The 24,676-nt window shown below is 58.7% G+C and carries 25 protein-coding genes and 1 pseudogene; 12 read left to right on the top strand and 14 right to left on the bottom strand.

The window, feature by feature from the left end; all coding sequences use genetic code 11:
• Positions 1-110: 110 nt before the first annotated feature.
• Complete coding sequence (locus BSG20_RS37265; protein WP_244541275.1) at positions 111-287, bottom strand: hypothetical protein; 177 nt, start codon at positions 285-287, stop codon at positions 111-113.
• Positions 288-426: 139 nt separating this feature from the next.
• Here BSG20_RS37265 and BSG20_RS38360 point away from each other — a divergent pair, with 139 nt between their 5' ends.
• Complete coding sequence (locus tag BSG20_RS38360; RefSeq protein WP_280142170.1) at positions 427-555, top strand: hypothetical protein; 129 nt, start codon at positions 427-429, stop codon at positions 553-555.
• 13 nt (positions 556-568) lie between these two features.
• Here BSG20_RS38360 and BSG20_RS07030 read toward each other — a convergent pair whose 3' ends face one another.
• A complete protein-coding gene (locus tag BSG20_RS07030; RefSeq protein ID WP_072372766.1) occupies positions 569-898 on the bottom strand; it encodes a hypothetical protein in 330 nt (109 codons plus the stop codon).
• Positions 895-1,686: a DUF2092 domain-containing protein gene (locus BSG20_RS07025; protein ID WP_072372763.1), complete on the bottom strand. Its 792-nt coding sequence runs from the start codon at positions 1,684-1,686 to the stop codon at positions 895-897. The genes BSG20_RS07030 and BSG20_RS07025 overlap by 4 nt, the downstream gene beginning before the upstream one ends.
• A 396-nt stretch (positions 1,687-2,082) precedes the next feature.
• Between BSG20_RS07025 and BSG20_RS07020 the strand changes: the two genes are divergently transcribed.
• The 4 genes from BSG20_RS07020 (at position 2,083) to BSG20_RS07005 (ending at position 8,552) form a co-directional block, all read left to right on the top strand.
• Complete coding sequence (locus tag BSG20_RS07020) at positions 2,083-3,273, top strand: efflux RND transporter periplasmic adaptor subunit (protein ID WP_072372760.1); 1,191 nt, start codon at positions 2,083-2,085, stop codon at positions 3,271-3,273.
• Positions 3,274-3,307: 34 nt separating this feature from the next.
• Positions 3,308-6,460: an efflux RND transporter permease subunit gene (locus BSG20_RS07015; protein ID WP_072372757.1), complete on the top strand. Its 3,153-nt coding sequence runs from the start codon at positions 3,308-3,310 to the stop codon at positions 6,458-6,460.
• Between the two features lie 158 nt (positions 6,461-6,618).
• The gene (locus BSG20_RS07010) at positions 6,619-7,170 is read left to right on the top strand and encodes a hypothetical protein (RefSeq protein WP_072372754.1); all 552 of its coding nucleotides are present in this window, start codon (positions 6,619-6,621) and stop codon (positions 7,168-7,170) included.
• A 917-nt stretch (positions 7,171-8,087) separates the two neighbouring features.
• Positions 8,088-8,552 carry a helix-turn-helix domain-containing protein gene (locus BSG20_RS07005; protein ID WP_072372751.1) on the top strand — a complete coding sequence of 155 codons (465 nt, stop codon included), beginning with the start codon at positions 8,088-8,090 and terminating at the stop codon, positions 8,550-8,552.
• 91 nt (positions 8,553-8,643) lie between these two features.
• Here BSG20_RS07005 and BSG20_RS07000 read toward each other — a convergent pair whose 3' ends face one another.
• Positions 8,644-9,606 (bottom strand): class I SAM-dependent methyltransferase, encoded by a 963-nt coding sequence (locus BSG20_RS07000; protein WP_072372748.1) that lies wholly within the window; start codon positions 9,604-9,606, stop codon positions 8,644-8,646.
• Between the two features lie 312 nt (positions 9,607-9,918).
• Between BSG20_RS07000 and BSG20_RS06995 the strand changes: the two genes are divergently transcribed.
• The 4 genes from BSG20_RS06995 to BSG20_RS06980 all read left to right on the top strand — a co-directional run bounded on the left by BSG20_RS06995 (position 9,919) and on the right by BSG20_RS06980 (position 14,291).
• Positions 9,919-10,716 carry a helix-turn-helix transcriptional regulator gene (locus tag BSG20_RS06995; protein WP_244541273.1) on the top strand — a complete coding sequence of 266 codons (798 nt, stop codon included), beginning with the start codon at positions 9,919-9,921 and terminating at the stop codon, positions 10,714-10,716.
• A gap of 119 nt (positions 10,717-10,835) precedes the next feature.
• A complete protein-coding gene (locus BSG20_RS06990; RefSeq protein ID WP_167371549.1) occupies positions 10,836-12,035 on the top strand; it encodes an MFS transporter in 1,200 nt (399 codons plus the stop codon).
• Between the two features lie 44 nt (positions 12,036-12,079).
• The gene (locus tag BSG20_RS06985) at positions 12,080-13,438 is read left to right on the top strand and encodes a hypothetical protein (RefSeq protein ID WP_244541272.1); all 1,359 of its coding nucleotides are present in this window, start codon (positions 12,080-12,082) and stop codon (positions 13,436-13,438) included.
• Between the two features lie 379 nt (positions 13,439-13,817).
• Positions 13,818-14,291: a helix-turn-helix domain-containing protein gene (locus BSG20_RS06980; RefSeq protein ID WP_072372737.1), complete on the top strand. Its 474-nt coding sequence runs from the start codon at positions 13,818-13,820 to the stop codon at positions 14,289-14,291.
• 54 nt (positions 14,292-14,345) lie between these two features.
• Here the strand turns inward: BSG20_RS06980 and BSG20_RS06975 are convergent, their stop codons facing one another.
• The 4 genes from BSG20_RS06975 to BSG20_RS06960 all read right to left on the bottom strand — a co-directional run bounded on the left by BSG20_RS06975 (position 14,346) and on the right by BSG20_RS06960 (position 18,001).
• Positions 14,346-15,617 carry a CapA family protein gene (locus BSG20_RS06975; RefSeq protein WP_072372734.1) on the bottom strand — a complete coding sequence of 424 codons (1,272 nt, stop codon included), beginning with the start codon at positions 15,615-15,617 and terminating at the stop codon, positions 14,346-14,348.
• Positions 15,618-15,689: 72 nt separating this feature from the next.
• Positions 15,690-16,523: a transporter substrate-binding domain-containing protein gene (locus BSG20_RS06970; protein WP_093041053.1), complete on the bottom strand. Its 834-nt coding sequence runs from the start codon at positions 16,521-16,523 to the stop codon at positions 15,690-15,692.
• A 63-nt stretch (positions 16,524-16,586) separates the two neighbouring features.
• The gene (locus BSG20_RS06965) at positions 16,587-17,339 is read right to left on the bottom strand and encodes an ABC transporter permease (RefSeq protein ID WP_072372728.1); all 753 of its coding nucleotides are present in this window, start codon (positions 17,337-17,339) and stop codon (positions 16,587-16,589) included.
• A complete protein-coding gene (locus BSG20_RS06960; protein WP_072372725.1) occupies positions 17,336-18,001 on the bottom strand; it encodes an ABC transporter permease in 666 nt (221 codons plus the stop codon). Before BSG20_RS06960 ends, BSG20_RS06965 begins: the two co-directional genes overlap by 4 nt.
• A gap of 225 nt (positions 18,002-18,226) precedes the next feature.
• On the opposite strand from BSG20_RS06960, the gene BSG20_RS06955 reads away from it, so the two are divergent.
• Together BSG20_RS06955 and BSG20_RS06950 are read left to right on the top strand one after the other, a co-directional pair.
• The gene (locus tag BSG20_RS06955) at positions 18,227-19,135 is read left to right on the top strand and encodes a LysR family transcriptional regulator (RefSeq protein ID WP_072372722.1); all 909 of its coding nucleotides are present in this window, start codon (positions 18,227-18,229) and stop codon (positions 19,133-19,135) included.
• 266 nt (positions 19,136-19,401) lie between these two features.
• Positions 19,402-20,364: an NADP-dependent oxidoreductase gene (locus BSG20_RS06950; protein ID WP_072372719.1), complete on the top strand. Its 963-nt coding sequence runs from the start codon at positions 19,402-19,404 to the stop codon at positions 20,362-20,364.
• A gap of 26 nt (positions 20,365-20,390) precedes the next feature.
• On the opposite strand, the gene BSG20_RS06945 is transcribed toward BSG20_RS06950, so the two are convergent.
• Together BSG20_RS06945 and BSG20_RS06940 are read right to left on the bottom strand one after the other, a co-directional pair.
• The gene (locus BSG20_RS06945; RefSeq protein WP_072372716.1) at positions 20,391-21,332 is read right to left on the bottom strand and encodes a YeeE/YedE thiosulfate transporter family protein; all 942 of its coding nucleotides are present in this window, start codon (positions 21,330-21,332) and stop codon (positions 20,391-20,393) included.
• 144 nt (positions 21,333-21,476) lie between these two features.
• Complete coding sequence (locus BSG20_RS06940) at positions 21,477-22,004, bottom strand: YkgB family protein (RefSeq protein WP_083539880.1); 528 nt, start codon at positions 22,002-22,004, stop codon at positions 21,477-21,479.
• 228 nt (positions 22,005-22,232) lie between these two features.
• Here BSG20_RS06940 and BSG20_RS06935 point away from each other — a divergent pair, with 228 nt between their 5' ends.
• Entirely contained in the window at positions 22,233-22,802 is a 570-nt protein-coding gene (locus BSG20_RS06935) for a TetR/AcrR family transcriptional regulator (RefSeq protein WP_072373340.1), read from the top strand.
• 84 nt (positions 22,803-22,886) lie between these two features.
• Here the strand turns inward: BSG20_RS06935 and BSG20_RS37260 are convergent, their stop codons facing one another.
• The 4 genes and pseudogenes from BSG20_RS37260 to BSG20_RS06920 form a co-directional block, all read right to left on the bottom strand.
• Positions 22,887-23,249 (bottom strand): hypothetical protein, encoded by a 363-nt coding sequence (locus tag BSG20_RS37260; protein ID WP_244541271.1) that lies wholly within the window; start codon positions 23,247-23,249, stop codon positions 22,887-22,889.
• The gene (locus BSG20_RS06930; protein ID WP_244541270.1) at positions 23,167-23,961 is read right to left on the bottom strand and encodes an oxidoreductase; all 795 of its coding nucleotides are present in this window, start codon (positions 23,959-23,961) and stop codon (positions 23,167-23,169) included. Before BSG20_RS06930 ends, BSG20_RS37260 begins: the two co-directional genes overlap by 83 nt.
• A gap of 113 nt (positions 23,962-24,074) precedes the next feature.
• Positions 24,075-24,326, bottom strand: a pseudogene (locus tag BSG20_RS38605) (VOC family protein); the annotation flags it as partial.
• Positions 24,327-24,489: 163 nt separating this feature from the next.
• A partial coding sequence (locus BSG20_RS06920) for a transposase (RefSeq protein WP_143147464.1) occupies positions 24,490-24,676 on the bottom strand: 187 nt, incomplete at its 5' end.

Below are 24,676 nucleotides of genomic sequence, written 5' to 3'. Positions count from 1 at the left end.
GCGCCATCTCCCGTGGCCGCATTCGCGGCAATGGCCCATAACGGACTGAGGTGCGATTTGGTTCCATTGCAATCGTCGTGAAGCGTGCGAATGCAGCAAACCAGCCGCTGTCAGCGGCCGTTGAGGCCCTTCAACCAGCGTAGCGCAACGATTTCCCCTCGTCCATCCAGCGCAACAATCTGGCGCTTCGGCTCGGCCGGGCACCCGCCAGCGTGGCAAGCTCGCCCATTTCGACGCTTTCGTGTGTTGACCAGGCGTTCGGCAACCGCATCGATGATCTCGTTCATCTGCCGCGCGCGTCCACGCTGGCTTTGCTGCGGTTCGAGCGCGGCCAGTGCTGCGATTTGTGTTGCACCCCGGTGCGGAATTGCCGCGAGCTGACATCGGCCCGGGATGCCCGTCTCACTGGATGGGATGGCAGGCGCCATGGTCGTCGATATACTGGAACAGCTGCTGGCCGGGCAGTTCCTGGAGGATGCGCACGGCGCACCTGATGCGCCGGTCGCTGTGGCTCAAGCACATTCCTTTCCTGACTTGCCCTTGAAGCAGACGTGAATGCTCGAGCCTTCTATTCGATCACCACTTGCACATAGGTAGCGCCGCTCTTGGCGTAGTAGAGCGATCCGCAGCGGTAATAGTAGCCCCCATAGTACGCTCCATAGACGCAGCCCGCCGGCAGAGTGCTGATGTAGACGTTTGTCCGACGCACGACACGGCGGGTGGTCCGGCGGGCGACGCCCGCGTAGGAGAGCGGCGTCAGCGGACGTCCGACCACCGCCTCGGCCGGGGTGGACGCCCTGACGGTCAAGGTTGTCAGGTCATTGCCCTCGATGCTGACGTCAAGAGAGGCAAAGGCGACTGCGAGCGCAAAGGCGAAAATCCGTACGACAGTGTTCATTGTGCGTCTCCCATTGGGCCCGCCGGCGCCGGCAGCTCATCGATCTGACCGAGTTCACTGAGGTCGACCTTCTTTGCATCGCCAGGGATGTCGATCGCGAAACTTGCCGCCTTCGCATCTTCTCCCGTGCGGAAATTCCGGACCTCAAGCGTGTATTCCGGTGCCTGCACGACATGCTTGCTGGTGACGACATAGCGCTTCGGAATAGGCTTCGAGCCCGTCTCGATCCAGATCTGCCAGTCGACATCATTCTTTCGGAAGGTCAGGTATTCGCATTCGATGCCGTCGACAACGGCGCTTGAGATGTGCTTGGCCTCGGTGACGCCGTCCATCAGCATATCGAAACTGTTCGACAGCAAGAGGTCGGCGCCCGGAATCTCGGCGCCGGCATTTTCGAGCCGGTCGAAGAGTTCGTCGAGGCTGCCTTTCGCGTCGATCTGGGCGTAAGCATCGAGGTTCTTTCCGTGAACCGTGAATCTCGTCCCGTCGAAGCTCGCCTCAAGGTCGGCAAAGCCTCCCGTCCGCGTCACCCGAATCTTGTCCGGCCGGCTGACCGTTGCGGTCCCTGAGCTGACGAACTGGAGCTTCTCGAAGGCCGGCGTCACGGCTTCCACCGACGAGACATAGTCGAAGGAGAAATTTTTTTGAGCCGCCATATAGTCGGACATTGCCTTCAGCAGCTCCTTCGAGTCGTCCGCCCATGCCCCGGTCGGGCCGCTCAATCCGGCAGTTACCGCGCACACGGCAACCAGTACCTTGAAGCGCGTCGGCAAGATGAATTTCGACATGTCACGGCCCTCACTTTGGCAACGGTTGATGGGGTACGCGTTGAATGCTGGGTGCGTTAAGGTTGCCGGCGCCATTGCCATCGCTAGAAAGGGGTAGGCGAGCCTACTCCTTTAGGGCGTGCCTTTGAGACACTTCAAAACGGCTCGGCAACCTCCGCCCGACCGGACGGAAGCGCAGCTACTGCACGTTTCTTTTCTTGCTGCCGAAATGTAACTGTAAGTTCATCTCTTTTCGCACATCTCGGCTTGTATCGGCAACTCTTTATCGCGTGCGTTGCTATTGCCTTTCGCGGAAATATTGTCCCATACTACACTCCGCCTCGGCCCCTGGAGTGTTGGGATCCACCGCGAGGCACGCATGAAATCCGAAGCTCGTGCATTCATCGAGGCAGGGAAATGCGTGGTAGATCGTATCGAGGGCTACAGTTTATCGGGATTTTGGCAGTGGTCGCCGGCTTATCGGCATGCGACAGCGGGGGCAATGCGTATGTGCCGCCGCCGCCGCCCAAGGTCAATGTCGCGCAACCGCTGCAACAGCCGGTAGTTGAATACTTCGAGCTGACAGGCAATACTGATGCTATCAGCGCCGTCGATATCGAAGCGCGCGTCCAGGGCTTTCTTGAGTCGGTCGACTACAAGGATGGCACTGCAGTGAAGAAGGGCGACAAGCTCTTCAGCATCCAGCGGGACACCTACAAGGCGCAGGTCGATCAAGCTCAGGCGCAGTTGGCCTCGCAGCAGGCGTCGCAGGTCGGGGCGAAGCAGGAATACGACCGGCAACTCAATCTCAACAAGCAGCAGGTAACGACGCAGACGGCTGTCGACAGCGCCAAGGCGACGCTCGATGAGGCAAACGCCTCCATTCTGAACGCGCAGGCCAGCCTCGATCTTGCAAACATCAATCTTGGATACACCGAGGTTGTGGCGCCCTTCGATGGCACGGTGACCGATCATCTCGTCGATGTCGGCGCTCTGGTCGGAGTGTCCGGCCCGACAAAGCTTGCCACCATCGTGCAAACCGATCCGCTGTACGTCTATTTCAACGTCAGCGAAGCGCAGGTGCTGAGGATCAAGCAGAGCCTCGCAAGGGCAGGACGAAAGCTGACACAAGTCGATCTCCCAACCATACCGGTGGAAATCGGGCTGGGGGACGAACAGGGATATCCGCACAAAGGCCATCTCGACTATGTCGCTCCGCAGATCGATGCCTCGTCGGGCACGCTTTCGGTTCGCGGTATCATCGACAACAAGGACCACGCCCTCCTGCCAGGCCTTTTCGTTCGGGTTCGTGTTCCCGTGGCCCATCAGGACAAGGCGCTTCTCGTTCGTGATGATGCGATCGGCACCAACCAGCAGGGGAACTATGTGCTGGTGCTGGGCAAGGACGACGTGATCGAACAGCGACCGGTCAAGATCGGCCAGCGCGACGGCTCGATGCGGGTCATCGAGCAGGGTATCGCCGTTGGCGACTGGGTTGTCATGGCCGGCATCCAGCGGGCCGTGCCCGACATGAAAGTCACGCCGGAGAAAATCACGATAGACGCCGCCGCGGCAACAGGCGATCCCAGCGGATCGAAGGTCCCATGAGACGGCGCCGGACCCGCTCCAGGAGGCGAACAAGATGATTTCGCGCTTCTTTATCGAGCGGCCGGTGCTCTCAAACGTCCTTGCTCTGGTGTTCGTCCTGATCGGTGCCGTCGCGCTCTTCCAGCTGCCGGTTGCGCAATATCCGAACGTGGTTCCGCCCACCGTGCAGGTGACGACGCGCTATCCGGGCGCGAGCGCCAAAACCCTGGTGGACACCGTTGCACTGCCAATCGAATTGCAGGTCAACGGCGTCGAAAACATGCTCTACATGCAATCGACCAGTGCCAGCGACGGCACCTATTCGTTGACCGTCACCTTTGCGATCGGCACGGATCCCGACCAGGCGCAGGTCCTCGTGCAGAACCGTGTCGCCATTGCCATGCCCTCACTGCCACAGGCGGTGCAGGTGCAAGGCGTGACGACGCAGAAGAAGTCGACATCGATCCTCGGTTTCGTCAGCCTCACCTCGCCAGATAGCCGCTACGACAGCCTTTTTCTGTCAAATTATGCTGTCATCAACCTGCAGAATGAACTCGCCCGGCTTTCAGGCGTCGGCAATGTCAGCGTCTTCGGCACGGGCCAGTACGCAATGCGTATCTGGATGGACCCGGATCTCCTGCAAGCCCGGGGATTGACGCCGCAGGACGTCGTCAACACCATTCAGCAGCAGAGCCAGGAGGTCACTGCGGGGCAGGTGGGACTACCGCCAGTGCCAAGCGGCCAGGATTTTCAGTACACGTTGAATATCAGCGGACGTCTCAACGAAGTCGCCGACTTCGAAGGCATCATCGTCAAGGTCGATTCCGACAGTGGCGGCCGGATAACGCGCGTGCGCGACATTGGCCGTGTCGAGCTTGGCGCTCAAACCTATAGCCAGTCATTCCTGCAGAACCGGCGCCCCGCCACCGGCATCGGCATTTTCCAGTTGCCGGACGCAAATGCCATCGCAGTTGCCGAATCCGTCAGGGCGAAGATGGCGGAGCTTTCAAAGAGCTTTCCGCCTGGCCTCGAATACAGCATGCCGTTCGATACGACGAAATTCGTGAAGGCGTCGATTCGCGAAGTCTACGTGACGCTGATCGAGGCCGGCGTTCTGGTGCTGATCGTGATCCTGCTCTTCCTGCAGGATTGGCGGGCCATGCTCGTGCCGGCGACGACCGTTCCGGTGACGATCATCGGTGCCTTTGCGGCGATGGCAGCCCTTGGGTTCACCGTCAATCTGTCGACATTGTTTGCGATCGTCCTTGCGATCGGCATCGTTGTCGATGACGCGATCGTCATCGTCGAGGGCGTGTCACGTCACGTCGAGGAGGGGATGCCCGGTAGGCAAGCGGCAGAAAAGGCGATGGACGAGCTTCTCGGTCCGGTCATCGGTATTACGCTGGTTCTCATGGCGGTCTTCATTCCGGCTGCCTTCCTGCCTGGGTTGACGGGGCAGCTATACCGACAATTTGCGCTGGTCATTGCCGCGACCGCTTTGATCAGCGCGATCAACGCGATAACGTTGAAACCGACGCAATGCGCCCTTTGGCTGCGGCCGCCCGTTGCGCCCGAGAAGCGCAACATTTTCTATCGCAGCTTCAATCGTATCTATGATGCCGCTGAGAACGGCTACTCCCGGCTCGTCGCCGGCCTTGTGCGCAATAGTGCCATCGCAGTCCTCGTGGGTTTGGCGCTGATTGGTGTTGCCTTCTGGGGGCTCGCCCGGCTTCCGACGGCCTTCCTTCCCATCGAGGATCAAGGCTACGTGCTGATCAGCGCGCAGCTGCCGGATGGTGCGTCGAAGGAGCGCACCGATGCCGTGATGCTGCGGGTCAGCGAGATCGCCGAGGCGACACCGGGCGTCGATCAGGTTCTGACAATCAGCGGCATTTCGGTCCTCGACAACAATGCAAGCCTGCCGAACGCCGGTGTCGCCTATGTCGTTCTCAAGGACTGGAACGTGCGAGGAAAGGAAAAAGGCCAGGATCTGCCGTCGATATACCAGCATCTGAATGGCGCACTGGAAAGTGTCATGCAGGCCAAGATGCTGGTCTTGGTCCCACCTGCGATCCAGGGCATCGGCAATGCCAGCGGCTTCACCATGCAGGTGCTGCTCAAGGACGGCAGCTTCGATTTCCCGCTGCTGCAGACGCTGGCCGACACGATCGTCGAACACGGGAATTCGCAATCCTCGCTGCAGCGGCTGCAGACGTCGTTCCGCGCGGATGCTCCCCAGCTTGAGGTCTCGGTCGATCGCATCAAGGCCGAGACGCTTGGCGTCACGGTCGGGCAGGTGTTCTCCGCCCTCTCGGGCTACGTCGGATCGAGCTACGTTACCCAATTCAACAAGTTCGGCCGTACCTTCCAGGTCTATGTGCAAGCGGATCCGAATTTTCGCGTGCGGCCGGATGATATCCGCAACCTGAAGGTCAAGGCCGGCGATGGCACCATGGTCCCGCTTGGTACTGTGATCGATGTCACCAGCGTGCCCGGGCCGTCGCTGATCAGTCTCTACAATCTCTATCCTACCGCCACGATCGTCGGGGGTCCCGCCAGCGGCTTCAGTTCGGGGCAGGCGCTCGATGTCATGGAGCAGATTGCCGATCAGACGCTGCCGCCAGGCGCCGGCTTCGAGTGGACGGCGCTGTCCTATCAGGAGAGGGCGGTCGGCGGGCAGATCTACTACGTCTTTGGCCTTGCCATTCTGCTTGTCTATTTCGTTTTGGCCGGACAATACGAAAGCTGGATATTGCCGTTCGCCGTCATTCTCGCCGTTCCTCTCGCTCTGCTCGGGACGGTCGGCGCACTGACGGCGCTCGGCGTTGCCAACAATCTCTACACCCAGATCGGTCTCATTCTGCTCATCGCGCTCTCCTCGAAGAACGCCATCCTGATCGTTGAATATGCACGTGAAAAACGCACGCAGGGCATGGAAATCGCCGCTGCCGCCGTGCTTGCCGCGCGGCTGCGTTTCCGGCCGATCCTGATGACGTCGTTTGCCTTCATCCTTGGCGTGGTGCCGCTGGTGCTGGCGACCGGCGCCGGCGCCAACGCCCGCCGATCGATCGGCATTTCCGTCTTCAGCGGCATGATTGCATCGACGTGCCTGGCGGTTTTGCTGGTGCCGTCCTTCTACGTGATCCTGCAGCACTTCGAGGAATACCGGAAGCGCCGCGCGGTGGCGGTGCCCGACGCACAGACGTAGCATTGAGAATTGCTATTCCCGGCGAGGAACGAACGGGCCGCCGCGCTCGATCTTCTGCCCCGTCGATAAAGCAATGGAGCGCCCTCGGAGGAAGAGGGCTAGAGCAGCCTCACGATGCCGACATGGTCGACACTGTGATTTCCGCAGGGAGAGGAACTATGGAAAATTTCTCGTCGTCGTCACTGGAAAGACGTGGCATGTGGAGAAGGAGACTTGGCCTGTCCGTGCTGGGCGTCGCCTTGTTCGCGGGTGCCGCCTTGGCGCAGCAACCGACCGACGCGCAGCGCAACGCAATCAAGTCCGCCTGCCGCAGCGATTTCATGTCCAATTGCTCCGGCGTCACGCCGGGAGGCAAGGAGGCGCTTGCCTGCCTGCAGCAGCACGAAACGTCACTCTCGTCGGGATGCAAGCAGGCAATCAGCGCGCTCGGCGGAGGCAGCAAGGCCGCCGCGCCGAAATCGTCTTCCGATGCATCGACGGCGCCGGCCACGCCGGATGCTGGCACCCCCGACGCCGAAGCGCCGGCCGCGGCCGCACCGCAGCTTTCACCGCGTGAGGAAATGGTCATTGCCCGCGAGGCCTGCGGGCCGGACTTCCGGTCTTACTGCCGTGCCGTTCCGCTCGGCGGCGGACGCGGCATCGCCTGCCTCAGGGAAAACATGCAGCGTTTGTCGCCAGGCTGCCAGAAGGTCCTAGCTCACGGGCTCTGATTCCTCCTGCGTTTCCGCTTCTTCCGGGACTCTTGTGACGAGCGGGTGTGCCGGAAATCCCGCTAGACTCGCAAAATGGCGGTGAACTCGTCAGACCTAAGTCCGACTACCCGAGCGTTCTGTGAGCGCTAAGTGACCCATGTCCTTCTGCCCCGAAGGATGAGGGAGGCTTTAGGATGTCGCGGACCAACCCTCCTGCAGCCTCCCTCCTTCCAATCGGACCTTGGTCCAACTTTCCAAGCGCGCGCACTCTGCCTAAGTTGCTCCTGTCCTTCCGCCAAAAAGGACACGCAGGGGGCGCTTTCGGGTCCCCTGAGAGGGCTCGAGAGGATCACCAACGGGTAGGCTGACCTCTCGGCTCTCCCCGTCTGCTCGCAAGCAAAGCCCAGTTGCTCGCCTTCCATCTCCATGCGTCCCTGTGTGGTTGGAGGAAATCAGTTATACGTCTGGCTTCCGTCTTCCCAATCGAGCACAAGCAGGATCCGCGTTGGAGACGTGTAGGACTTCATTTTGATCGCCGCCATCGCTCTCCCCCGCAAAGGTGCGCCCGCAATCTCGTGACACGTTTAAGGAGAATTGCGCGTTTTAATGCCAACATAACGACAGCCGATTTCGTCGCCTTGTGAGGCGGTTTGCGCCGCCCTGCGGGCCGGGCTGTCGTTAAGGCGGAACCTGGCCAGCCTGTGTCGGGCATCCATCCCTGGCGGAAGCGGTCATCAGGGCGACCCTCGCAATGACGTCTGGCGCTTGCGGCCGGATGCACGCAAGGGAGGCTTTGCCGCGCATCACGTCTCACTCCTCGTCAAGTAGCTGCCATTTCTTGACCTGTGCTCCTATTTCCGTTGCCGGCGTCCGCGGTAGCCAGATGCAGTGAGGGTGATGTAAGAGGGAGGTAGGACAATGATAGGCTGCCTTTAATGACGACAAAATTTGACAGGTACGTCGAGGACAAACGTCTCGTTGAGACGACCGATCCGGAGATCGATAAAGCCATCTATCGTTGTCCCGGCTTCGAAGGGCCCGAACTTGGCGAGCTCGATCGCCGCATTTCCGAAGCGCTCCGGCAGGCGCGCGACAGGACCGGGTTGACCAGGGCTGAGGTGGCGCCGTTTCTCGGCCTGCACGAGCAAGTCTACGGCCGCTACGAGCGCAATGAGACGAAGATGCACGTCACCCGGCTCATCCATCTGAGCGAAGTTCTGGATTTTTCACCGATTGACTTCATCATGGCAGCCGCTCCATATCGGTTTGGAAAGACACCCTCCGAGGCGGACAAGCGCCGAAAGCTCATCAAAGTGATCGAGTCGCTTCCCGCTGATGCGGTGGAGTCACTTTTGGCGCTTGTAGAAGCAATGACCAAACTGCGCCCGCGCGAAGAATAGGGCGTTGCTTGCGTTGTCTGTGCGAGCTACGGCGCGACGCGAGAATTCGCCTGCTGAGTGATTGAACGTGCTAGGCGAGGGCAACTGACGGCTAGAGCTTACGAGGAATATCTTCGTAGACGTATTCGACCGGCAGGGCGGGCGCGCAGAGCTTTCCGATGAATTGTTCGATGTTGTCCGCGCTGTTGCTTGCGGCAAGCGTATAGAAATTACCGCTATTCCACGTCACATAGCAGTGCTCAAAAAGCGGCTTCAGCACCTTGGCCATTTCGGCGAGCGTCACCTCGCTCTCGTTCATCCGCGTGAGCACCTGTTCCTCCTTTGCTCTGATGTCATCGCCGCTGAAGAAGCGGGTCTTGAAACCGAAGTCCTTTTGGTATTCGCGACGACGATATTCTCTCTCATCATGCTTGAACTTCTCAACAAACACGAAGATGCCGTCCGGCGTCAGATGCTGTGAGACGAATCGAACCTGCTCCTCCCGGTTTGGCGAATACATCTGAAATGTCGTGTCCTCGAGAATGATATCGAAGCCGCTCGCAAAGGCCCTCAAGTCTTCGGAGGCGCGGATGACGTCGACTGTGAGATGATGAAACGGCCCTTGGAAGAAGGTTGCGTGCGGCGGCACGCCGTAGGCATAGAAGCTGCGCAGGTTCTCTACGTTGGGACTGCATGAAAGTGACTGAACCTTTCCAACCCCAAGCTCGCTGACTGTGCGTGCCATCGTACCCTCGGCAGTTCCGAGGGAGTAGAGTTTGAGTGATCGCCGCCGGCTCGTGGCATACCTGAGTATCCCGCATCCTAGCCGGCATTCCTCCTCAAAGCGGTAAGGAATACTGCTCAGATAATGTTGATCGAACGGACCCTGGCGGATTTCGTGAAGGGCGATAAAACGCCTAAAGATCGTATCCCTGGGCAGCAGGCGACGGTCGATTGTTGGCCGGTGCGAGGGGACGCCTGAATGGCCGGCTGCGGTGGACGCGAAGAAGGCCGCGAGCTCGTTCAGGCGCGGGGCACGCTCGCATTCTTCAAGAAAGTCGGAAAAATCATGCATGTACGGATCGTCCTCACATGCATCGCCGCAGCTTGCACGTTATCGGAGGATCGGGCGGCGATGCTGCACGGCATAATTTGTGATCGACGATGTCCGCTCATTCAGAATCTTGATGTACTTTCAAAAAATTCGCGTGAAATTCGACCATCGGTTAATAAGCGTCGGATTGGCAACTTGAGGTGCAGCGCGTTATCGCTAAAACTCGTTTGCAGACAGGAGTGATGGAACCGAATGCGTGGTTGCATGGAGCCGAGCTGCATCAAGTCTTCCAACTGTGAGACCGTCCTGCACCGGCAAGGGCAATGGAAAGGGGTGAGAGCCGACCTGGTACGCCGGACGGGCCTGAAACGTCAGGAAATCGAGGTTTCGGCCGATAAGCACTCCATCTTTCTCAATATTCAGGGAACTGCGACCGCCGGCGAGAACTACTTGGACGGAAGCCGGATCGGATTCGTCGCCCGTCCCGAGGGATCGCTGGCCTACGTTCCACCTGGCCGCACCTGGAGCGGCTGGGATGAAGGAGATTCGACGGCATCTTATCTTCTGATATCGGTCGAGAGACAGTTTGCCCGAAACCTCTTCGACGAATTCGGAAGGGCTGAGCGTCTGAAGCCGGAACTTGGTTTCAACGACCTCGCGATCCAGTTTGCGGCGCGCAAGATTGCTGGTGAACTCTCACAATCCGACCGGGCGAGCGGCCTGATTGTCGAGGGTCACCTGACAACGATTTTCGGACTGATGCTCCGGCGTTCAAACGGACCGCAAAAGGGCACGCGAGGCGGGCTTGCGCCGGTCGTTCTCAGGCGGATCACCGAAAGGATCGAAGACCTCTTGAGCGAGAAACTGACGTTGACGGAGCTTTCGCAAGAGTTTGGAATGAGCGCTACCCATCTGTGCAGAGCCTTCAAGCAATCGACAGGCGCCTCGCCGCATTCCTACCTCAACAGCCGCCGGCTCGAACGGGCAAGTTTCCTCCTCCGGACGACCTCTCACTCGATCACGGAAATAGCCTTGATGTGCGGATATTCGAGCGGAAGCCATTTTTCGACAAGCTTCCGGCAGGAACTCGGTGCGCCTCCGGCCGTTTATCGTGCGGCTTGGTCTCAGTAGGTGACCACAAACAAAATGTCAAAATTCTGAAAGCCGGCGCACTTCCCTGAGGGTAGCATCTCCATGGCTGGTGCCTTGCGACGGGCAGCGGACCGTGGTGGCTGCTCGGGATGAACTGCTTGTCAGAAATCAATCTGCGATATCGCTATTTGTGCGCCATGGCGGCGGCGGCGGCCGGGCGCAATGCCTATTTCGTCCTGGTAGCCTGGATCGTGGTCGATGCCAGCCGCAGCCCAGCCGTGGTTGCTGTCCTTCTCGCAGCAGGCAGCATAGCGGAGTTTCTTACAACCAACTTGGGCGGCTCTGCCGCCGACCGCTTCGACCGCCGCTTGACCTGCCTTGTCTGTGATATTTTCAGGCTGATCATCATGGGCGCAACCTTTGCCGGACTAGCCTGTTTCGATCCCATTCCAGTTCTCGTCGTTTCCTGGTTGGCGTACGCAGTCGTCGACCGAACCTACCTGACGGCTCTGCAAGCCTTGATACCGTCCATTGCTGCCGCCGAGCGGCTGATGGCCTTTAACTCTATGTCGTATATTGCCATGCAGGTCGGAAACCTCCTGGCCGCACTTTCGACCGGTATCCTCCTTGTCATGGTACCAGAGCGTTTTGGCGTGCTCGTCCCGCTTTTCTGTTTTGCACTCTCCTTCGTGGCGATCTCGAGCCGCTCCTGGCTTGTCATTCGTGAGACAGGGCGGAAACCGATAGTTCGGCTTCGGCTATCCGACGTGGTGCCCACCGCCTTGCCTTCAGGCCCGCTGCTCACGAGCGCAGCTATCTATGCGCTGATTTATGCGATGGGGATGCTTGTCAATGCTTTGGCATCAACACTCGTTATCCAACAGCTGAAGGGGACGGCGCTCGATTTTTCCTACCCGGAGGCGGCTTGGGCAGCCGGCTCGGTTGCCGGTTGTATTGGCCTGCTCTTTCTTGAGCCTCGCAGCCATCGACTGGTCAGCCATCTTGCTCTTTCCGGCTTCATCCTTACCGGCTTTATCCTCCTGCAGGGCCTGACGATGACCATCGTGCAGATGACGATGCTTGGCGTCAGCTACAATGTAGCGCGTGTTATCATCGATGTTCAGGTTCAACGCTCCGTCCCGAGCCACATGCTGGGACGTGCCCGCAGCCAGATCCACACGCTTTGTGTCGCAATCGGATTGGCAGTCTACGGCCTGATTGCGGTTGTCGGACCCGGTGTTGAGCCCTCCATAATCCTTGGCTGCTTCGGGATCGTTCTGATGACCGTCGCATTCCTGATCTTCTGCGTGAGTCAGCGAAGGGAGACGACGGCCGAGGGGCCGCGTTTGAGTCCATGAACACGGCACCTCTTGGCCAGCACCGATTTACCAAGGCGGAGGTCATGGCACTCATCCTTGATCTTTTTCCCTGGGTGCGCGATTTCCCCACTGCTCCCGTCCGCGACTACGCGGCAACCTTGTTTGCTGCGTCGCCAGGTCCTGCTTGCAGCGCCCGTCAACATGCAAAATCGTTGCTGGTTTCATGGATCGCAAGCTGCGCGAGCAGAAGGGGGTATAATCAGCGCCAGATCGAACGCTTTCAGGCGGAAATTATCGACAATCCGGTCATGCAGACCGGCCCCCATCTGCATCTTCTGTTCGAGCCCGACGCCTTCTACACCCATTTGTTTAGCCTGATGGGCCTTCAGGCGCGCAATAGCCGCTCCTACATTTCCTATGCCTGTTCCACGGTCAAATTCGTCGAGCGTGGCCGCAAGGGTCCCGGCTGGCTGACGCTCGATGGTCAGTCGATCAATCTCTTCGGCCTGACACGCAGCAGAATGATCCCCTATAGCGTCCTGGCCGAAAATGGCGGCTACCGGTTCCACTTAAAGAACGCTGATCGACCTGAGCATGCGCCGGCCTCCCTTACCCGCCTGGCCCAGGAGATGCCCGCTGCCGAATTTTCATCCGCCGCCGATGCCATTCAGCAGGCCAATGTGAGCCTTTGGCAACGGTTCCTTAAACCGGAAGTCGATCTCCTGCAGCTGGACGATCGAGACGTTGCCGATATGGTCGTCATGCATCTCGCGGACCCGCAATCCTGGCTTTCCTCCGCGCTCTTCGCCGATACCGAACTTCCGCTTGCGATCTTGTGTGCCATCGACCGGCTCGATTCCGGTCCTTGGCGTGGGTGGCTCAGGAACGCCACGCACTTTTTCTGGGGATGCGAAGAGGGCCGTATCTTCCCGCTCCATCTTGCGGGCGGCTTCCTGTGCTCGGACCAAAAACATGCGGTTCGTCTTCCATTTGCCGCTCCAGCCTTGTCCGAGGCACTGATCGGCCGCAGCATCGTGCCCAGCCTTCTCCTTGTCTTTATCGTCATTGCAATCCTTCCGGGCGTGCGCGTGCTGGGCGGCAGCCGCCATGCCGTCTACTACCCCTTGATGCGTTATGCCTTGTGCAATGCGCTCGCAAAGACAGGCGGGGATCGCGCGCTTTTGGGCAATCTCCTGCGCGACGAACGGTCGGGTGCCTGGGGTCACCGTGTCATCTCGGCGCCATTCGAACCCTTTTCGCTTCTTCACAATGCCGGCCCAAGTGGCCTTTCTTCGTTGATAACGTGCTTCGGCTCGATGACGCTTGAAGAGGCCTGCGGTGGCATGGCGAGCTTCACGGAAGATCCACTATGGGCCGAACTGGCCCGTGCCTTCAGATCCGGTGACGTGACCGAAACAGGCGGTCCCTGGGCCTTTTCATAGGCAGACCGGAGACCGCGACCCTTGCAATCGACCTCCGTTGTATGTAGCAACGCGGGGCGTTTCTTGTTGGTCGGTGCTGCGGAAGTGGCTGATTTTCCTTGAAAAATTGCGTTGCATTGAGCACGGCGATTGCCTATGATGCGCGTTGAGGCAGTACGCGCTGTCTTGGGGATTAGAACCCTCTACACGCGGTTGGTGCCGGCCGATACGGCACCACACTCCTTGACCTTTGGTCGGGGAGCCTGTGGCGTATGTCCAGGTTCTCCGGAACTAAAGGCCATAGGACCGTCGTGTACGGTGTTCTAACTCCCCGGCTTCGGGTTAAGCGAGTTTTTCAGCGGGGGCGTACCGCAGAAGCTCTCACCTACGGGGTGTTTCAATGAAGCAAGGCAACGAAAAGACGTGGCGCGCCAAGCGTGGGCATGCGGCCGTTCGGGCTGTCCCATCACCTTCAGGCGACACGCATCCTGTCGACAGGCATGTCGGACAGCAGATTCGCATCCGGCGCATCCAGTCGAATGTTTCCCTAAGCGATCTTGCCGCCGGTATCGGGGTCAGTTTCCAGCAGGTTCAGAAATATGAGAACGGAAAGAACCGGGTCAGCGCCTCGATGCTCTATGAGGTCGCAAGCTGCCTTCGGATGCCCGTCTCGCGGTTCTTCGATGGCCTTCCTGAGCCCGCGAGCGGCGACGGTTACCTCGCCGTCGCGGAAATCGATGAGCGGATCGCCTACATTTCAACCTCGGAAGGCCGTCAACTGATCGAAGACGTCCTCCAGCTCTCACCGCGTTTACGCAGCCGTGTTGCTCAATTGGTCAGCTCTATGGCGGAGGAGCAAGCAATGGAGGCGTGAGGCGATGCCAACAAGGGTACGTGGCACCGCCTCACATCGGTCAGATCCGTTGTTTTACGTCCGGGATGGTAGGCGTTCAGCCGATCCTTCCGAATTCGAAATGAAGCCGCGCTCGCCCTCGATCGTCAGTTCCGTACCAAAGGCGCGGCATCGCTGTTTCAGCTCCGTCAGGATGTCTACTGCGGCATCTTCCATCGCGAGAACCGGATAAGCGAGGCGGCTCAGGTTTCGATCCCGCAGCGCTTGAAGACCTCCGATCACGATCGGGTCGAGCTCGATCCTTTGAAGATCGCCACTTTCATTGAAGACGCAGGATGCGATGACGCTTTTCCAGACTTCGCTTGGGCTCCATTCCTCATCGCCATGCGCAGTGTGGAAAATGAAGTTTCCCAGGCCATAGAAGATCGGGGCGTCCTGATGGATCTCGATGGCCTGAAGCACTGGCGCGCCGTGGCTGACGAACATCCGGGCGCCCGCCTCGACACATAAGCGGGCGAAATCCTGCACCCACAGCGGAGTGCGCTGCCAGTCGGGCTCCCAATGATGGTGGTGCAGATACGCGATGACGAACGCACCGTCCGCGCTCGCCTTCCGGATTGCGCCGAGTTGGGCGATTGCGCTTTGCGGATCGACGGCAATCCTGCGGGCCTGCTCGACGGATCGCGCAAAAACCGTGCCGTAAAAATTGATCTCGCGGTCGGTATGAATTCGAGGCGGGTCATTCGGCTGCGCGTAGTTGGCGTGCTCGAGATCGGTTGAACCAAACTGTCGCTGAAGCGTGCTCAAGATCTCGAAATTATGCTGATCGACCTCGAATCTGCGTTCAACCCTCAACTCGTTAATCCCGGGACGAGATGGCCTTCCCTGGCCGGGATCTTCGGCATACATGAATGCAGGTCCCGGCCCGGCATCCATGGCGATCAATCCGACCGTGCGTCCCGCAATCTGTTTCATTGCGACAGCACCCGCACTTTGCCAGTCGCGTCCCGTGCCCGCATGCAAAAAACCGCGCTGCGATGCTTCCTCGATCGTCGACAGCACGCCGGAAGGGCCAAGATCGAATGCGTGGTTGTTTGCGAGCGACAGCGCGTTGAAGCCCATCTCGCGAAGGCAGTCGAGCACGGACGGCGGTGCATATCCGAAATAAGATCCCTTCAACGGCCATCCGGCATGATCGCCAAAGACCGTCATTTCGAAGTTGGTGAAGGAGACGTCGGCCGACCGGATTATTTCCTCGATCGCTCGAAGCCGGTCGTCTGCGGTCGCACGAAAATCTTGGTGAATGAGAGACTGACCGGTCGCAATCACCGTGAAGGAGTGTGTCATGAATGGTTCTACCTTCTGATCGGATAGGATCTTCCAGGCACCGTCGTGTTGTGCCTGGAAGGGACCTTGCCTTTATCGTGACGGAGAGACGTCGATACCGAACCATTGGAGGCTGAGCCGCTCCAGGGTGCCATCTTCACGTGCCTCGTCGATGGCCCTGTTGAAAGTTGCGAGCAGCTCGGTATCGGCCTGGCGCAGCCCGACGCCAACGCCGGGTCCCCACGGACCTCCAGACAGCTCGGGGCCAAAGAAACTTGCGCCTTCGCCGTCCTTGCTGTCGAGAAAGGTTTTCCAGGTGAAGTAATCCGCGAGGCCGCCATCGATACGGCCCGCGGCAAGATCGAGCTGAAGATTGTCCTGAGAATCGTAGCTGCGGATTGTCGCACTTGATCCGAAGAGTTCATTGAGCACGACCTCGGAGTTGGAGGATCGCAGAACACCAAGCGTCTTGCCCTCCAGCGCCTGCTTGAGCTGGTCAAGGACCTGTTGTTTCGAGGCGTCGATTACCGTCAGATCGAGCTTCTGCGACGTGTCGGTCGGCGCAAGCTTCAAATCGCCTCTAACGACGATCTGGTTGAAGCCACCGGCGTAAGGCTGCGAGAACGCGATCGATTTCTTGCGCTTTTCGGTGATCGCCATGCCCGACATGATGGCATCGAACTTTCCAACGGTGAGGGCCGGAATGATCCCGTCCCAGTCCTGAGCTATGAATCGGCACTCGATCTTGGCACGGTGGCAAAGTTCCTTGCCGACATCGATATCGAAGCCGATGAGTTGCCCAGACGCGTCGATCGAATTCCATGGCGGCGAGGCGCCCTCGGAGCCGATTGCAAGCGACGTCCCTTCTTCCGCTGCGCATGGCGTGCAAGCCAGGACCACCGCCAATGTTATGTAGGCAAGTTTCATGATGTCGTTCCCCTTTCTGCTCCGGTTGGTTAGAAGTGAAGCTCCGCAGATCGGCCGAATGTTTCACGGGCGCGCGAGGTGTCCGCCGACGGCGGCCTCGTCCTTTTTGGCCGCAGCAGCCGGTCGTGTTGTCGAAGGCCGTGCACTCGGTTTCAGTTGCACCTCTAGGCATCGGGACAGCCACGCGATGCAGAGAGTGGAGGAGAGGTAGAGAATCCCTGCGACGACAAACACTTCGTAGGGTGCGAAGGTTGCCGACACGAGCTGCCGGGCCAATCCTGTCACCTCAAGAAGTGTGATCGTGCTGGCTAGCGAACTCGCTTTCAGCATGCCAATCGCCTCGTTGGTGTATGCGGGCAAGACGATGCGTATCATCAGTGGGAAAGTGACGAGCCGCAGCGTGTGCATGCGCGACAAACCGAGCGATCGTGCAGCCTCGACCTGTCCTTTCGGGATGGCCATGAAGCCGCCGCGAAACACCTCCGTCGTGTGGGCCGTCGTGTTCAGCGTGAAAGCAATGAGCGCGCACCAGAAAGGCTCTCGAAAAACCGACCACAGGAAGCTGTGACGGACAAGATCGATCTGCCCGATCCCGTAATAGATGAGAAAGAGCTGGACGAGCAGCGGCGTGCCCCGAAAAACGTAGGTGTAGGCGAGAACCGGTGCGGATACACAGCGGGTGGCAGATGTCCGCATCAGGGCAAGTGGTATCGACAGCGCAAAACCTGCGGCAAGCGAGGCGACGGTGAGCCCGAGCGTTAACACGAGGCCCACAGGCAGCATCCTGAATGCTTCGAGCGTGACGTCAAGGTTCATGCCCGTCCTCCCTTGGGTTCGAAACGGCGCTCGAGAACCCTGAAACCGGACAGAGCGCAGCTCGTGAATGCTAGGTAGATCGCGGAAGCGGCGAGGTAGAAGGGCAACGGCGCACGAAATGATCCGGCCCCGACATAGGCCACGCGCATCACATCGCTGAGGCCGACAATCGAAACCAGCGAGGTATCCTTGATGAGCGAGATACAGAGATTGCCATAGGCTGGAAGAGCCAGCGGAATCATCTGCGGGACGATGATCAGGTGCCAGGTGTGGAGCCGCCCAAGGCCGAGGGATGCCGCGGCCTCGGTCTGACCTGCCGCGATCGCCTTGATCGCGCCCCTGAAGACTTCGGCGGCGTAGCCGCCGAAGACGATCGTCAGCGCACCGACGCCGGCGGCGAAGGCATTGATCTCGACATAGCGTCCAACGGCCCAACTTAGGGCTCCGGTTCCGCCAAAGAACGCCACGAGGATGATGAGAAGTTCCGGGACGCCCCGGATGACGTTGACGTATGCAGTGCCGACTGCCGCCGCGAGACGGAGTTGCGACGTAGTGGCAGCAGCGACACAGAAACCGACCGCCGTGCCGAGAATGGCGCTCGAAGCAAATACCGTGAGGGTGGTTATTGTCCCCGCGGCAAACTGTTCAACAAGCCCGTGCATAATAGTTCTCCGTGCCGCGGGCAAAACGTTCCTGCGGATTAGAAGTGTTTACTTTGTAAATGGCGGATTATTCTTTGCTTTAACCGTAAGGTGCAATATTAAAGTGTGTTAACCCAAGGTTATCGCCTCTGTATTCAGATTTATACTTTACGGGAGGAGGGTCAATTTATAAGATATGAAAAGATACGATAAGCAGGGCTTATATCCGGGGCGAGAGGAGGGCGGGTGGATATATCGGGATCGAGTATTAAACTTCGCCATCTGCGAGTTTTTCGCGAAGTGATGCGCGCTGGGTCCGAACGCCTTGCGGCACAGATGCTGAAAGTCACGCAGCCGGCGGTAAGCCAGAACGTTCAGCAACTGGAGGCGCTTGTGGGATTTGCGCTCTTCGTTCGCGAAAACAATCGCCTTGTCCCGACTGGTCAAGCATGGGACCTTCTTCGAAGCACGGATGCGGCCTTTGCCGGGCTCGACCGGCTCGGCAAGGCGATCGACATGATTAGGTCCGACGAGGCGGGCGTGATCGGGATCGCAGCCCCAAGCGTATTCTGCCTCCAGCTCATGCCGCGGGCCGTCAAGAAAATCCGGGAGGCGAACCCGTCGCGCACGATCCAGGTGAGGACCGGAAGCTACAAGGACGTCGCAGACCATGTCACCTACGGCAGATCCGACATCGGTATTTCGAGGCTTCCGCTTGATGACAATCTGTTCGATTGGGTCCCGCTGGGAACCGCGGTCAATGTTTGCCTCTTCCCGCCGGCCCACCGGTTTTCAGAGTTGCCGATCATCACACCGGAAGACCTCATTGGGGAAGCCCTGATCGATATCGAGCCTCAATATTCCGCTCATCAGATGAACGTGAACGCCTTGCGCTATATGGGGTCAGAGCCGGATATCGTCGTGCAATACGATGTCCACGGGCATGACGCGGGTTTCGTTGCAGCCGGGATTGGCGTCTCGATTACGAACGAGATCATTGCACAAGAGTATCGCCATCTCGGGCTGGAAACCAGACGTTTCGAGCCAGGAGCAACGTATCACTATGTCGTTCTGTGGCAGAAATCACGGCAACTGGGCACGGGCATCCAGCATGCCGTGGAACGGATTGTCGACGCCTTCGCAATGCCGGACTGATTCCAAAGCGTCCGACACTGTGTCCGGCGACCACCGCAAGCCTCGCAGCAGTTGTATCCTTGCGGAAATAGGCAGAGACTGTCTTTCATTCGCGCCCTCAACCGCACTCTGCAGCCAAGCCATCTAGCTTTAGGAGGGCTGGGCGCTCGTCCCAATTTTGGTCTATTCGGCGACGAACCGCTGACATCTGCCGAGAAATGAGGGTGCACGTCGTCGCCCCAAGGTCGACACTCTCGCGCAGAGCCACCGCAACCGGAGGAAAGCCGATGTCCGATCGCCCGCAGCATTTCTCGGGAGAGGTATGGCGCATTCACGAGTTCGGCCCGCCCGAAGTGATGATGCTGGAACACATTACGACGTCCACGCCCGGAACCGACGAGGTGATCGTGAGGGTGCACGCTGCGGGCGTTGGACCGTGGGATGGATGGATTCGCTCTGGTAACAGTGCACTTCCCCAGCCCCTTCCTCTCATTCTAGGCTCCGATATATCGGGCGAGGTTGTCGCCATGGGAAGCGACGTTGATCACTTGGCGGTCGGTGATCAAGTCTACGGCGTAACGAACAAGCGGTTCTGCGGAGGGTATGCGCAATACGCAGCGGCCAAGGCATCTATGCTGGACAGGAAGCCGCCGTCGATCGATTACGTGGCTGCAGCGTCGCTACCGGTCATCGCGGTCACGGCTTGGCAAGCGTTGTTCGACCAAGCAGGTCTGATGCAAGGTCAGACGGTGTTGATTCATGGGGCTGCGGGAAATGTTGGAGCCTTTGCCGTCCAATTTGCAAAAAGCGCTGGACTGAACTCGATATGCACGGCCTCTTCGGAGGACATCGAGCGTGTTCGTTCGTTGGGAGCAGGACGCGTAATCGACTACAAGGCAGCGCTCTTCGAAGACGAGGTCCATGACGTAGATGCCGTGATGGATTTCGTAGGCGGTGAATCCCAAACACGGTCGTTCAAAGTACTGAAACGGGGCGGGATGTTGATTTCTGCCGTATCCAAGCCGGACCAGATGCTCGCGGAAAGGCATGAGGTGACGGCGGGGTTCTTTCTGGTCGATGTTTCCACCGAGAGCCTTCGGCGCATCTCAGACCTGCTGAACGAAAACGCCCTGGAGGTAAACGTCGGCCTTACACTGCCGTTCGAGCAAGCGCGGGATGCCCATCTTATGCTTGAAGGGCAACTCCCTCAGCCTAAGGGCAAGATCGTGCTCGTGACCGATCCAGCGTGATGGCGCTCGGACTTTGGCTGAAGTCTTCAAGACCAAGATCGCGCTGTCGAACCAAACCTAGCGATCAGCACGGCAAGCGCCGCCACCATGAGAAAATAGGCGACGAAGGCTTGCCATGCTCCCATCGGGAGACCGACAAGCAGGAGCGTGTCATTTCCACCGGGGATGAGGAGCGCCCCAAAGCCCATCAGCAGGCCTCCAATTGTTCTTCGTGATAAGCTTTTCCATGTCGGCCAGCTCAGCGAAAACCGATGTCGGCGAATTCTCGCCGAGATGAGACTGCCGCTAAACATGCAGACAAAGATGAGTGAACTCGTCACCGGGATGGAAAGCATCGAGCCGACTGAGGTCGTGATTGAGAAACGAGTGGCGAAGGCAGATAAGACGGCCGAAGTTATTCCGATTGCACTCATCGCCACCGTCAAACGGCGGAAGTTTGTCTCCCCTTTTATGGAGAGGCCAAGTCTGAGCAACAGGAACGCGGACAAGACCACCAATAAGGCTTCCAGAGCAAGCGGCGGTGAACCGCTGATCGGCATCGGTTCGCCGCGCAGACTGAACACAGTGTCGAGGGACAGGATCATAAATATCCCGAGGAAGGTGAACGCGAAATCCAGTTCTCCGTTACCGAAGTGTCCAACCGATCCAAATATGCAGGCACCGTTCACGTATACGCCGACGCCGAAGAGGATGGCTGCGGCCACCATGTGGACCAAAGGAGACCATCCGCCATGCATCGTTGGTAGCGTGTCGAGGATGATATATGCAATCGCGGCCCACACTGCGCATTCGGCCAGAGCGAGAAATCGCGCGGGCCTGCGTTGTGAAATCAATTCGGTCGTAGCGATGAAGGTACAGATCGAACCGTGGTTCATCGCGAAGCCAAGGACGAAGCCCAGCGCTCCAATCAAACCGAAACTGGCCCACGTCTCGATGCCCGTCCCAATGCCGTGGGACAACCCGTTCACGGCACTAACCCTCCGTACGTTGTGTGGAAGAAGATCGCGCTCCGCACAATGGCACGAGTTTGAAATTTGGTGAATGGCGAACGCCCCGATTCCAAGCTTGGCCGGGGCGTTTTCTCTAGCGGCTGATACGCCAGCCTTCTGGTTTTAGTTTCTCGTGAAGCGGATTGCGGTCAGCGAATCCATTGCAATCCAGAGCGATAGCGCCAGAAGGCCTACGTCCTTGAGCAGGAATTGGCCGGGAGCGACCGAGATGGCGGGGAACCCGAGTTCGGGCACAATCACACCAGGGGTCGTAATCATAAAGCTGATGGTGGTGACGAACAGCCCGGATGACAGGACACCCCCCACCAGCGAGTAAATCGGGCTGATAAGTCTTGCGGCTATAAGGGCGCCGATGCTGATTTCGAGGACGCCCAGGAAGCTTGAAAAGCCTCGCACGCTCAAGATGGAGTACATCCAGCTTACAAGGGGGCTGTTGCTGACCAGATCGACCAGGCCTTGGGCCTCGTAGGCTGTGAATTTCATGCCGCCGAACCAGGCGTAGATCACGGTGATTGATACATACAGGCCAACTGTCGTCGCCGTGCGGCCATACGTCTCTGCTATGTGCTGGATGCTTGCTATGTGTTTCGATTTCGGCTGGAGGCCGACATGATGAATAATCTCGGTCATTTTTCTTCTCCCATTGTTGGTGGTAATGGCGGGTTCTCGACCCGTTTAAATCAAAACGATACTGATCTGTATCGTTTCTAACTTATTACTACTGATCAGTATCGTTTTCAAATCACGAAGTTGCGATTAGGCGAGCCCAATAGAAGCAAGAGATGGTGCGGCAGCTATTGCGCTGGGCTCTACGGGCAACTAATTATCGATACAGATCAGTTTCATTGAGTGATGTTTATGCGGCGATCAGAGATCAAGGACCATTTGCTTGAGACGGCTCTGCGGCTATTCAACGAGCATGGGTACCACGCGACTGGCATCGACTTGATTATCGCGGAAAGCGGCGTCGCGAAAACGACCCTCTACCGACACTTCGAGACAAAGGAGGACCTTATCCTCGCGGCGCTCGAGCGGCGCGACCAGGCGGATCGCCGTGAGATGCGCGAGTTCGTCGAGAAGCGCGCGACCGATCCCCTGGAGCGAATTCTGTCGACGTTCGACTTTCTGGAACTATGGTTTAAGGACAAGGAGTTTAGAGGCTGCGGCTTCATGGCTGCTGCCGGAGAGCACAAGGACATCGCCGATCCCGTGTTTCGAGCCGCCGAGATGCACAAGCGCTTGGCACTCGCATACTTCGAAGAACTCGCTCATGCGGCGCGGTTCCGCGACCCGCGACGTGTGGCGGACGAGATCAATCTTCTCCAAGAGGGAGCAACGGCCGTAGCCGAAATTGCTCGCTCAGCGGAGCCTGCCCGCCAGGCGAAGCGGATGGCAACGTCGCTCATCGCGACGATGGAGCGCTATTAGCCAGAACCTGGGAGCTACGGCATGTTGAGAGGCCGAGTGGCCGACCGCTCAATGAAGGGGCGGCCTGAACCTGACGTGGTCGGTTTAGCTTGTTCCAACGGAATTTTTTTCGAAATGAGCCGACCAGACTTCTGTTCGAGATTCGTCGCGGGCTGCATAGGCTTGGATTGCCTGTTCAAGGTCGCCGAAAACGAGCGTTTCCTTGTCAGCGCCGATCTCAGCCAGCCGCATTGTGTACCACGCAGTAATCCCACCCTCCGGGGCATCTGAAAATCTTGGAAAGCTCGGCTCGGGTTTCTGATTTTCTTTCCAGAGTTTGGGAAGCGCAGGCTCAAGGACGAGCGCACGCGCGAGACCGACAATGTCAACTGCACCGCTTGCCACCGCGTCTTCGGCCTGTGCACGCGTCTTGAAGCCTCCGGTCAGCATAAGAGGCTTGGTCGTCACAGCACGGGCTCGCTTTGCGAGTTCGAGGAAGTAGGGTCCGCGTCCAGACCTGTCGGAGGCGGACTTTGCTCCCGATGGCTTCCAGCAATAGCCGCATGCGATTGGCGATCGCGCCCCCGTACCCGTCCGTCCGCTTATTAAACAGTGGCGAAAGAAACTGGCTAAGCAGAAATCCGTGTGCTGCGTGAATTTGCACACCTCCAAAGCCAGCTTTCTGCGCTAGCCGGGCTGTCGTCGCAAATTGAGAGGGCAGTTGACGTATTTCTTCGGATGTTATTTCCGCGCAACGCAGCCCCTGCAGGTTGAAAGCAGTCGGGCCCTTGGGGTTGCTGGTTGGTGCGTAGGCAAGGGCTCCGGCGTGGCCGAGCTGTAGCCAGAGCCCGGTGCCGTTCTCGCTGCCGTGTTGAGCAAGTTTCCGAAACCGTTCGAGGTCCGACGCTTCGTTCAATACCAGGTTGCCGGGGTTCTCGGCATAGCCGGACGTAAGCTGCACCTCGCCAATTATCGATACGGCCAGTCCGCCTTCGGCCCAGCGTTGATATAGCCTTATCTGCGCAGCGGTTGGATGGCCGGTTCCGTCTCCCAAGGAGTCCGACATCGCTGATTTTGCAATTCGATTGTTCAGCGTCAAACCACAAGGCAATCGAAGCGGTTTGAACAGGGGTTCACGAGTTTGCGAGAGAGATTCCACGACAAATACTCCGGCGTTCATTGTTGTCGACGAAGACGGGTGGGACGGCAACGCCAGCACGGTGCGCTACTGACCAGATCACCCTGCGCAGGGGAGGAGGCGTAAACCTGTTACGCCTCCCAGCGGCTTCAGCATCAACTTTCGTCTGGACCTGCACGGTAGACCAGAAACTTGTTGCCCTCAGGATCGCGGAAATAGGCACAGTAGGGGTCTGCGCCATTCTCGCCTCGCGGACCGGGAGCACCTTCGTCCTGGCCGCCGAGGGCCAAGGCCGCCGCGTGGACTTCCTTGACCTGGGCGCGGGAGCGGGCCTCGAACGCCACCATGCCACCATTGCCCACGGTAGCTGGTTGGCCGTCAAACGGCTTGATGACGCCGAACTCAAGCAGACCGTCCGAGAACTCTTCGAATGATGGAAAGTAGTTGATTTTCGGCGTGGACGGCGGCGTTTTGTCCAATTTCCAGCTTTTCCGTTTTCGGGTGCGATGGTGGCGTTCATGGGCATAGTGGCGTTTATTTTGGGTTGAGAACAACGCAAAATGGGGCGTTTTATGTCCGCAACGCGGCGATCAGGCCCGGCACACCGATGATGGAGATGGCCCTCTTGATGTTGTAGGCGAGCGCCGTCAGGCTGAACTCCCCGCGGACGTTTTCCAGCCGCCGCATCAGGAACGCGCCCTGGTTCATCCATTGCTTGATCGTGCCGAACGGATGCTCGACGCTCTCGCGCCGCCGG

The organism is Rhizobium tibeticum (assembly GCF_900110205.1).
Classification (GTDB): Bacteria; Pseudomonadota; Alphaproteobacteria; order Rhizobiales; family Rhizobiaceae; genus Rhizobium; species Rhizobium tibeticum.
The sequence above is the reverse complement of the archived record's forward strand: the minus strand, read 5'-3'. Positions and strand labels throughout refer to the sequence as shown.

Bases quoted from the DNA above. Each gene is read 5' to 3' on its own strand.
- BSG20_RS37265 (WP_244541275.1), bottom strand. From the start codon at position 287: ATGAACGAGATCATCGATGCGGTTGCCGAACGCCTGGTCAACACACGA.
- BSG20_RS38360 (WP_280142170.1), top strand. From the start codon at position 427: ATGGTCGTCGATATACTGGAACAGCTGCTGGCCGGGCAGTTCCTGGAG.
- BSG20_RS07030 (WP_072372766.1), bottom strand. From the start codon at position 898: ATGAACACTGTCGTACGGATTTTCGCCTTTGCGCTCGCAGTCGCCTTT.
- BSG20_RS07025 (WP_072372763.1), bottom strand. From the start codon at position 1,686: ATGTCGAAATTCATCTTGCCGACGCGCTTCAAGGTACTGGTTGCCGTG.
- BSG20_RS07020 (WP_072372760.1), top strand. From the start codon at position 2,083: ATGCGTGGTAGATCGTATCGAGGGCTACAGTTTATCGGGATTTTGGCA.
- BSG20_RS07015 (WP_072372757.1), top strand. From the start codon at position 3,308: ATGATTTCGCGCTTCTTTATCGAGCGGCCGGTGCTCTCAAACGTCCTT.
- BSG20_RS07010 (WP_072372754.1), top strand. From the start codon at position 6,619: ATGGAAAATTTCTCGTCGTCGTCACTGGAAAGACGTGGCATGTGGAGA.
- BSG20_RS07005 (WP_072372751.1), top strand. From the start codon at position 8,088: ATGACGACAAAATTTGACAGGTACGTCGAGGACAAACGTCTCGTTGAG.
- BSG20_RS07000 (WP_072372748.1), bottom strand. From the start codon at position 9,606: ATGCATGATTTTTCCGACTTTCTTGAAGAATGCGAGCGTGCCCCGCGC.
- BSG20_RS06985 (WP_244541272.1), top strand. From the start codon at position 12,080: ATGGCACTCATCCTTGATCTTTTTCCCTGGGTGCGCGATTTCCCCACT.
- BSG20_RS06980 (WP_072372737.1), top strand. From the start codon at position 13,818: ATGAAGCAAGGCAACGAAAAGACGTGGCGCGCCAAGCGTGGGCATGCG.
- BSG20_RS06975 (WP_072372734.1), bottom strand. From the start codon at position 15,617: ATGACACACTCCTTCACGGTGATTGCGACCGGTCAGTCTCTCATTCAC.
- BSG20_RS06970 (WP_093041053.1), bottom strand. From the start codon at position 16,523: ATGAAACTTGCCTACATAACATTGGCGGTGGTCCTGGCTTGCACGCCA.
- BSG20_RS06965 (WP_072372728.1), bottom strand. From the start codon at position 17,339: ATGAACCTTGACGTCACGCTCGAAGCATTCAGGATGCTGCCTGTGGGC.
- BSG20_RS06960 (WP_072372725.1), bottom strand. From the start codon at position 18,001: ATGCACGGGCTTGTTGAACAGTTTGCCGCGGGGACAATAACCACCCTC.
- BSG20_RS06950 (WP_072372719.1), top strand. From the start codon at position 19,402: ATGTCCGATCGCCCGCAGCATTTCTCGGGAGAGGTATGGCGCATTCAC.
- BSG20_RS06940 (WP_083539880.1), bottom strand. From the start codon at position 22,004: ATGACCGAGATTATTCATCATGTCGGCCTCCAGCCGAAATCGAAACAC.
- BSG20_RS06935 (WP_072373340.1), top strand. From the start codon at position 22,233: ATGCGGCGATCAGAGATCAAGGACCATTTGCTTGAGACGGCTCTGCGG.
- BSG20_RS06930 (WP_244541270.1), bottom strand. From the start codon at position 23,961: ATGAACGCCGGAGTATTTGTCGTGGAATCTCTCTCGCAAACTCGTGAA.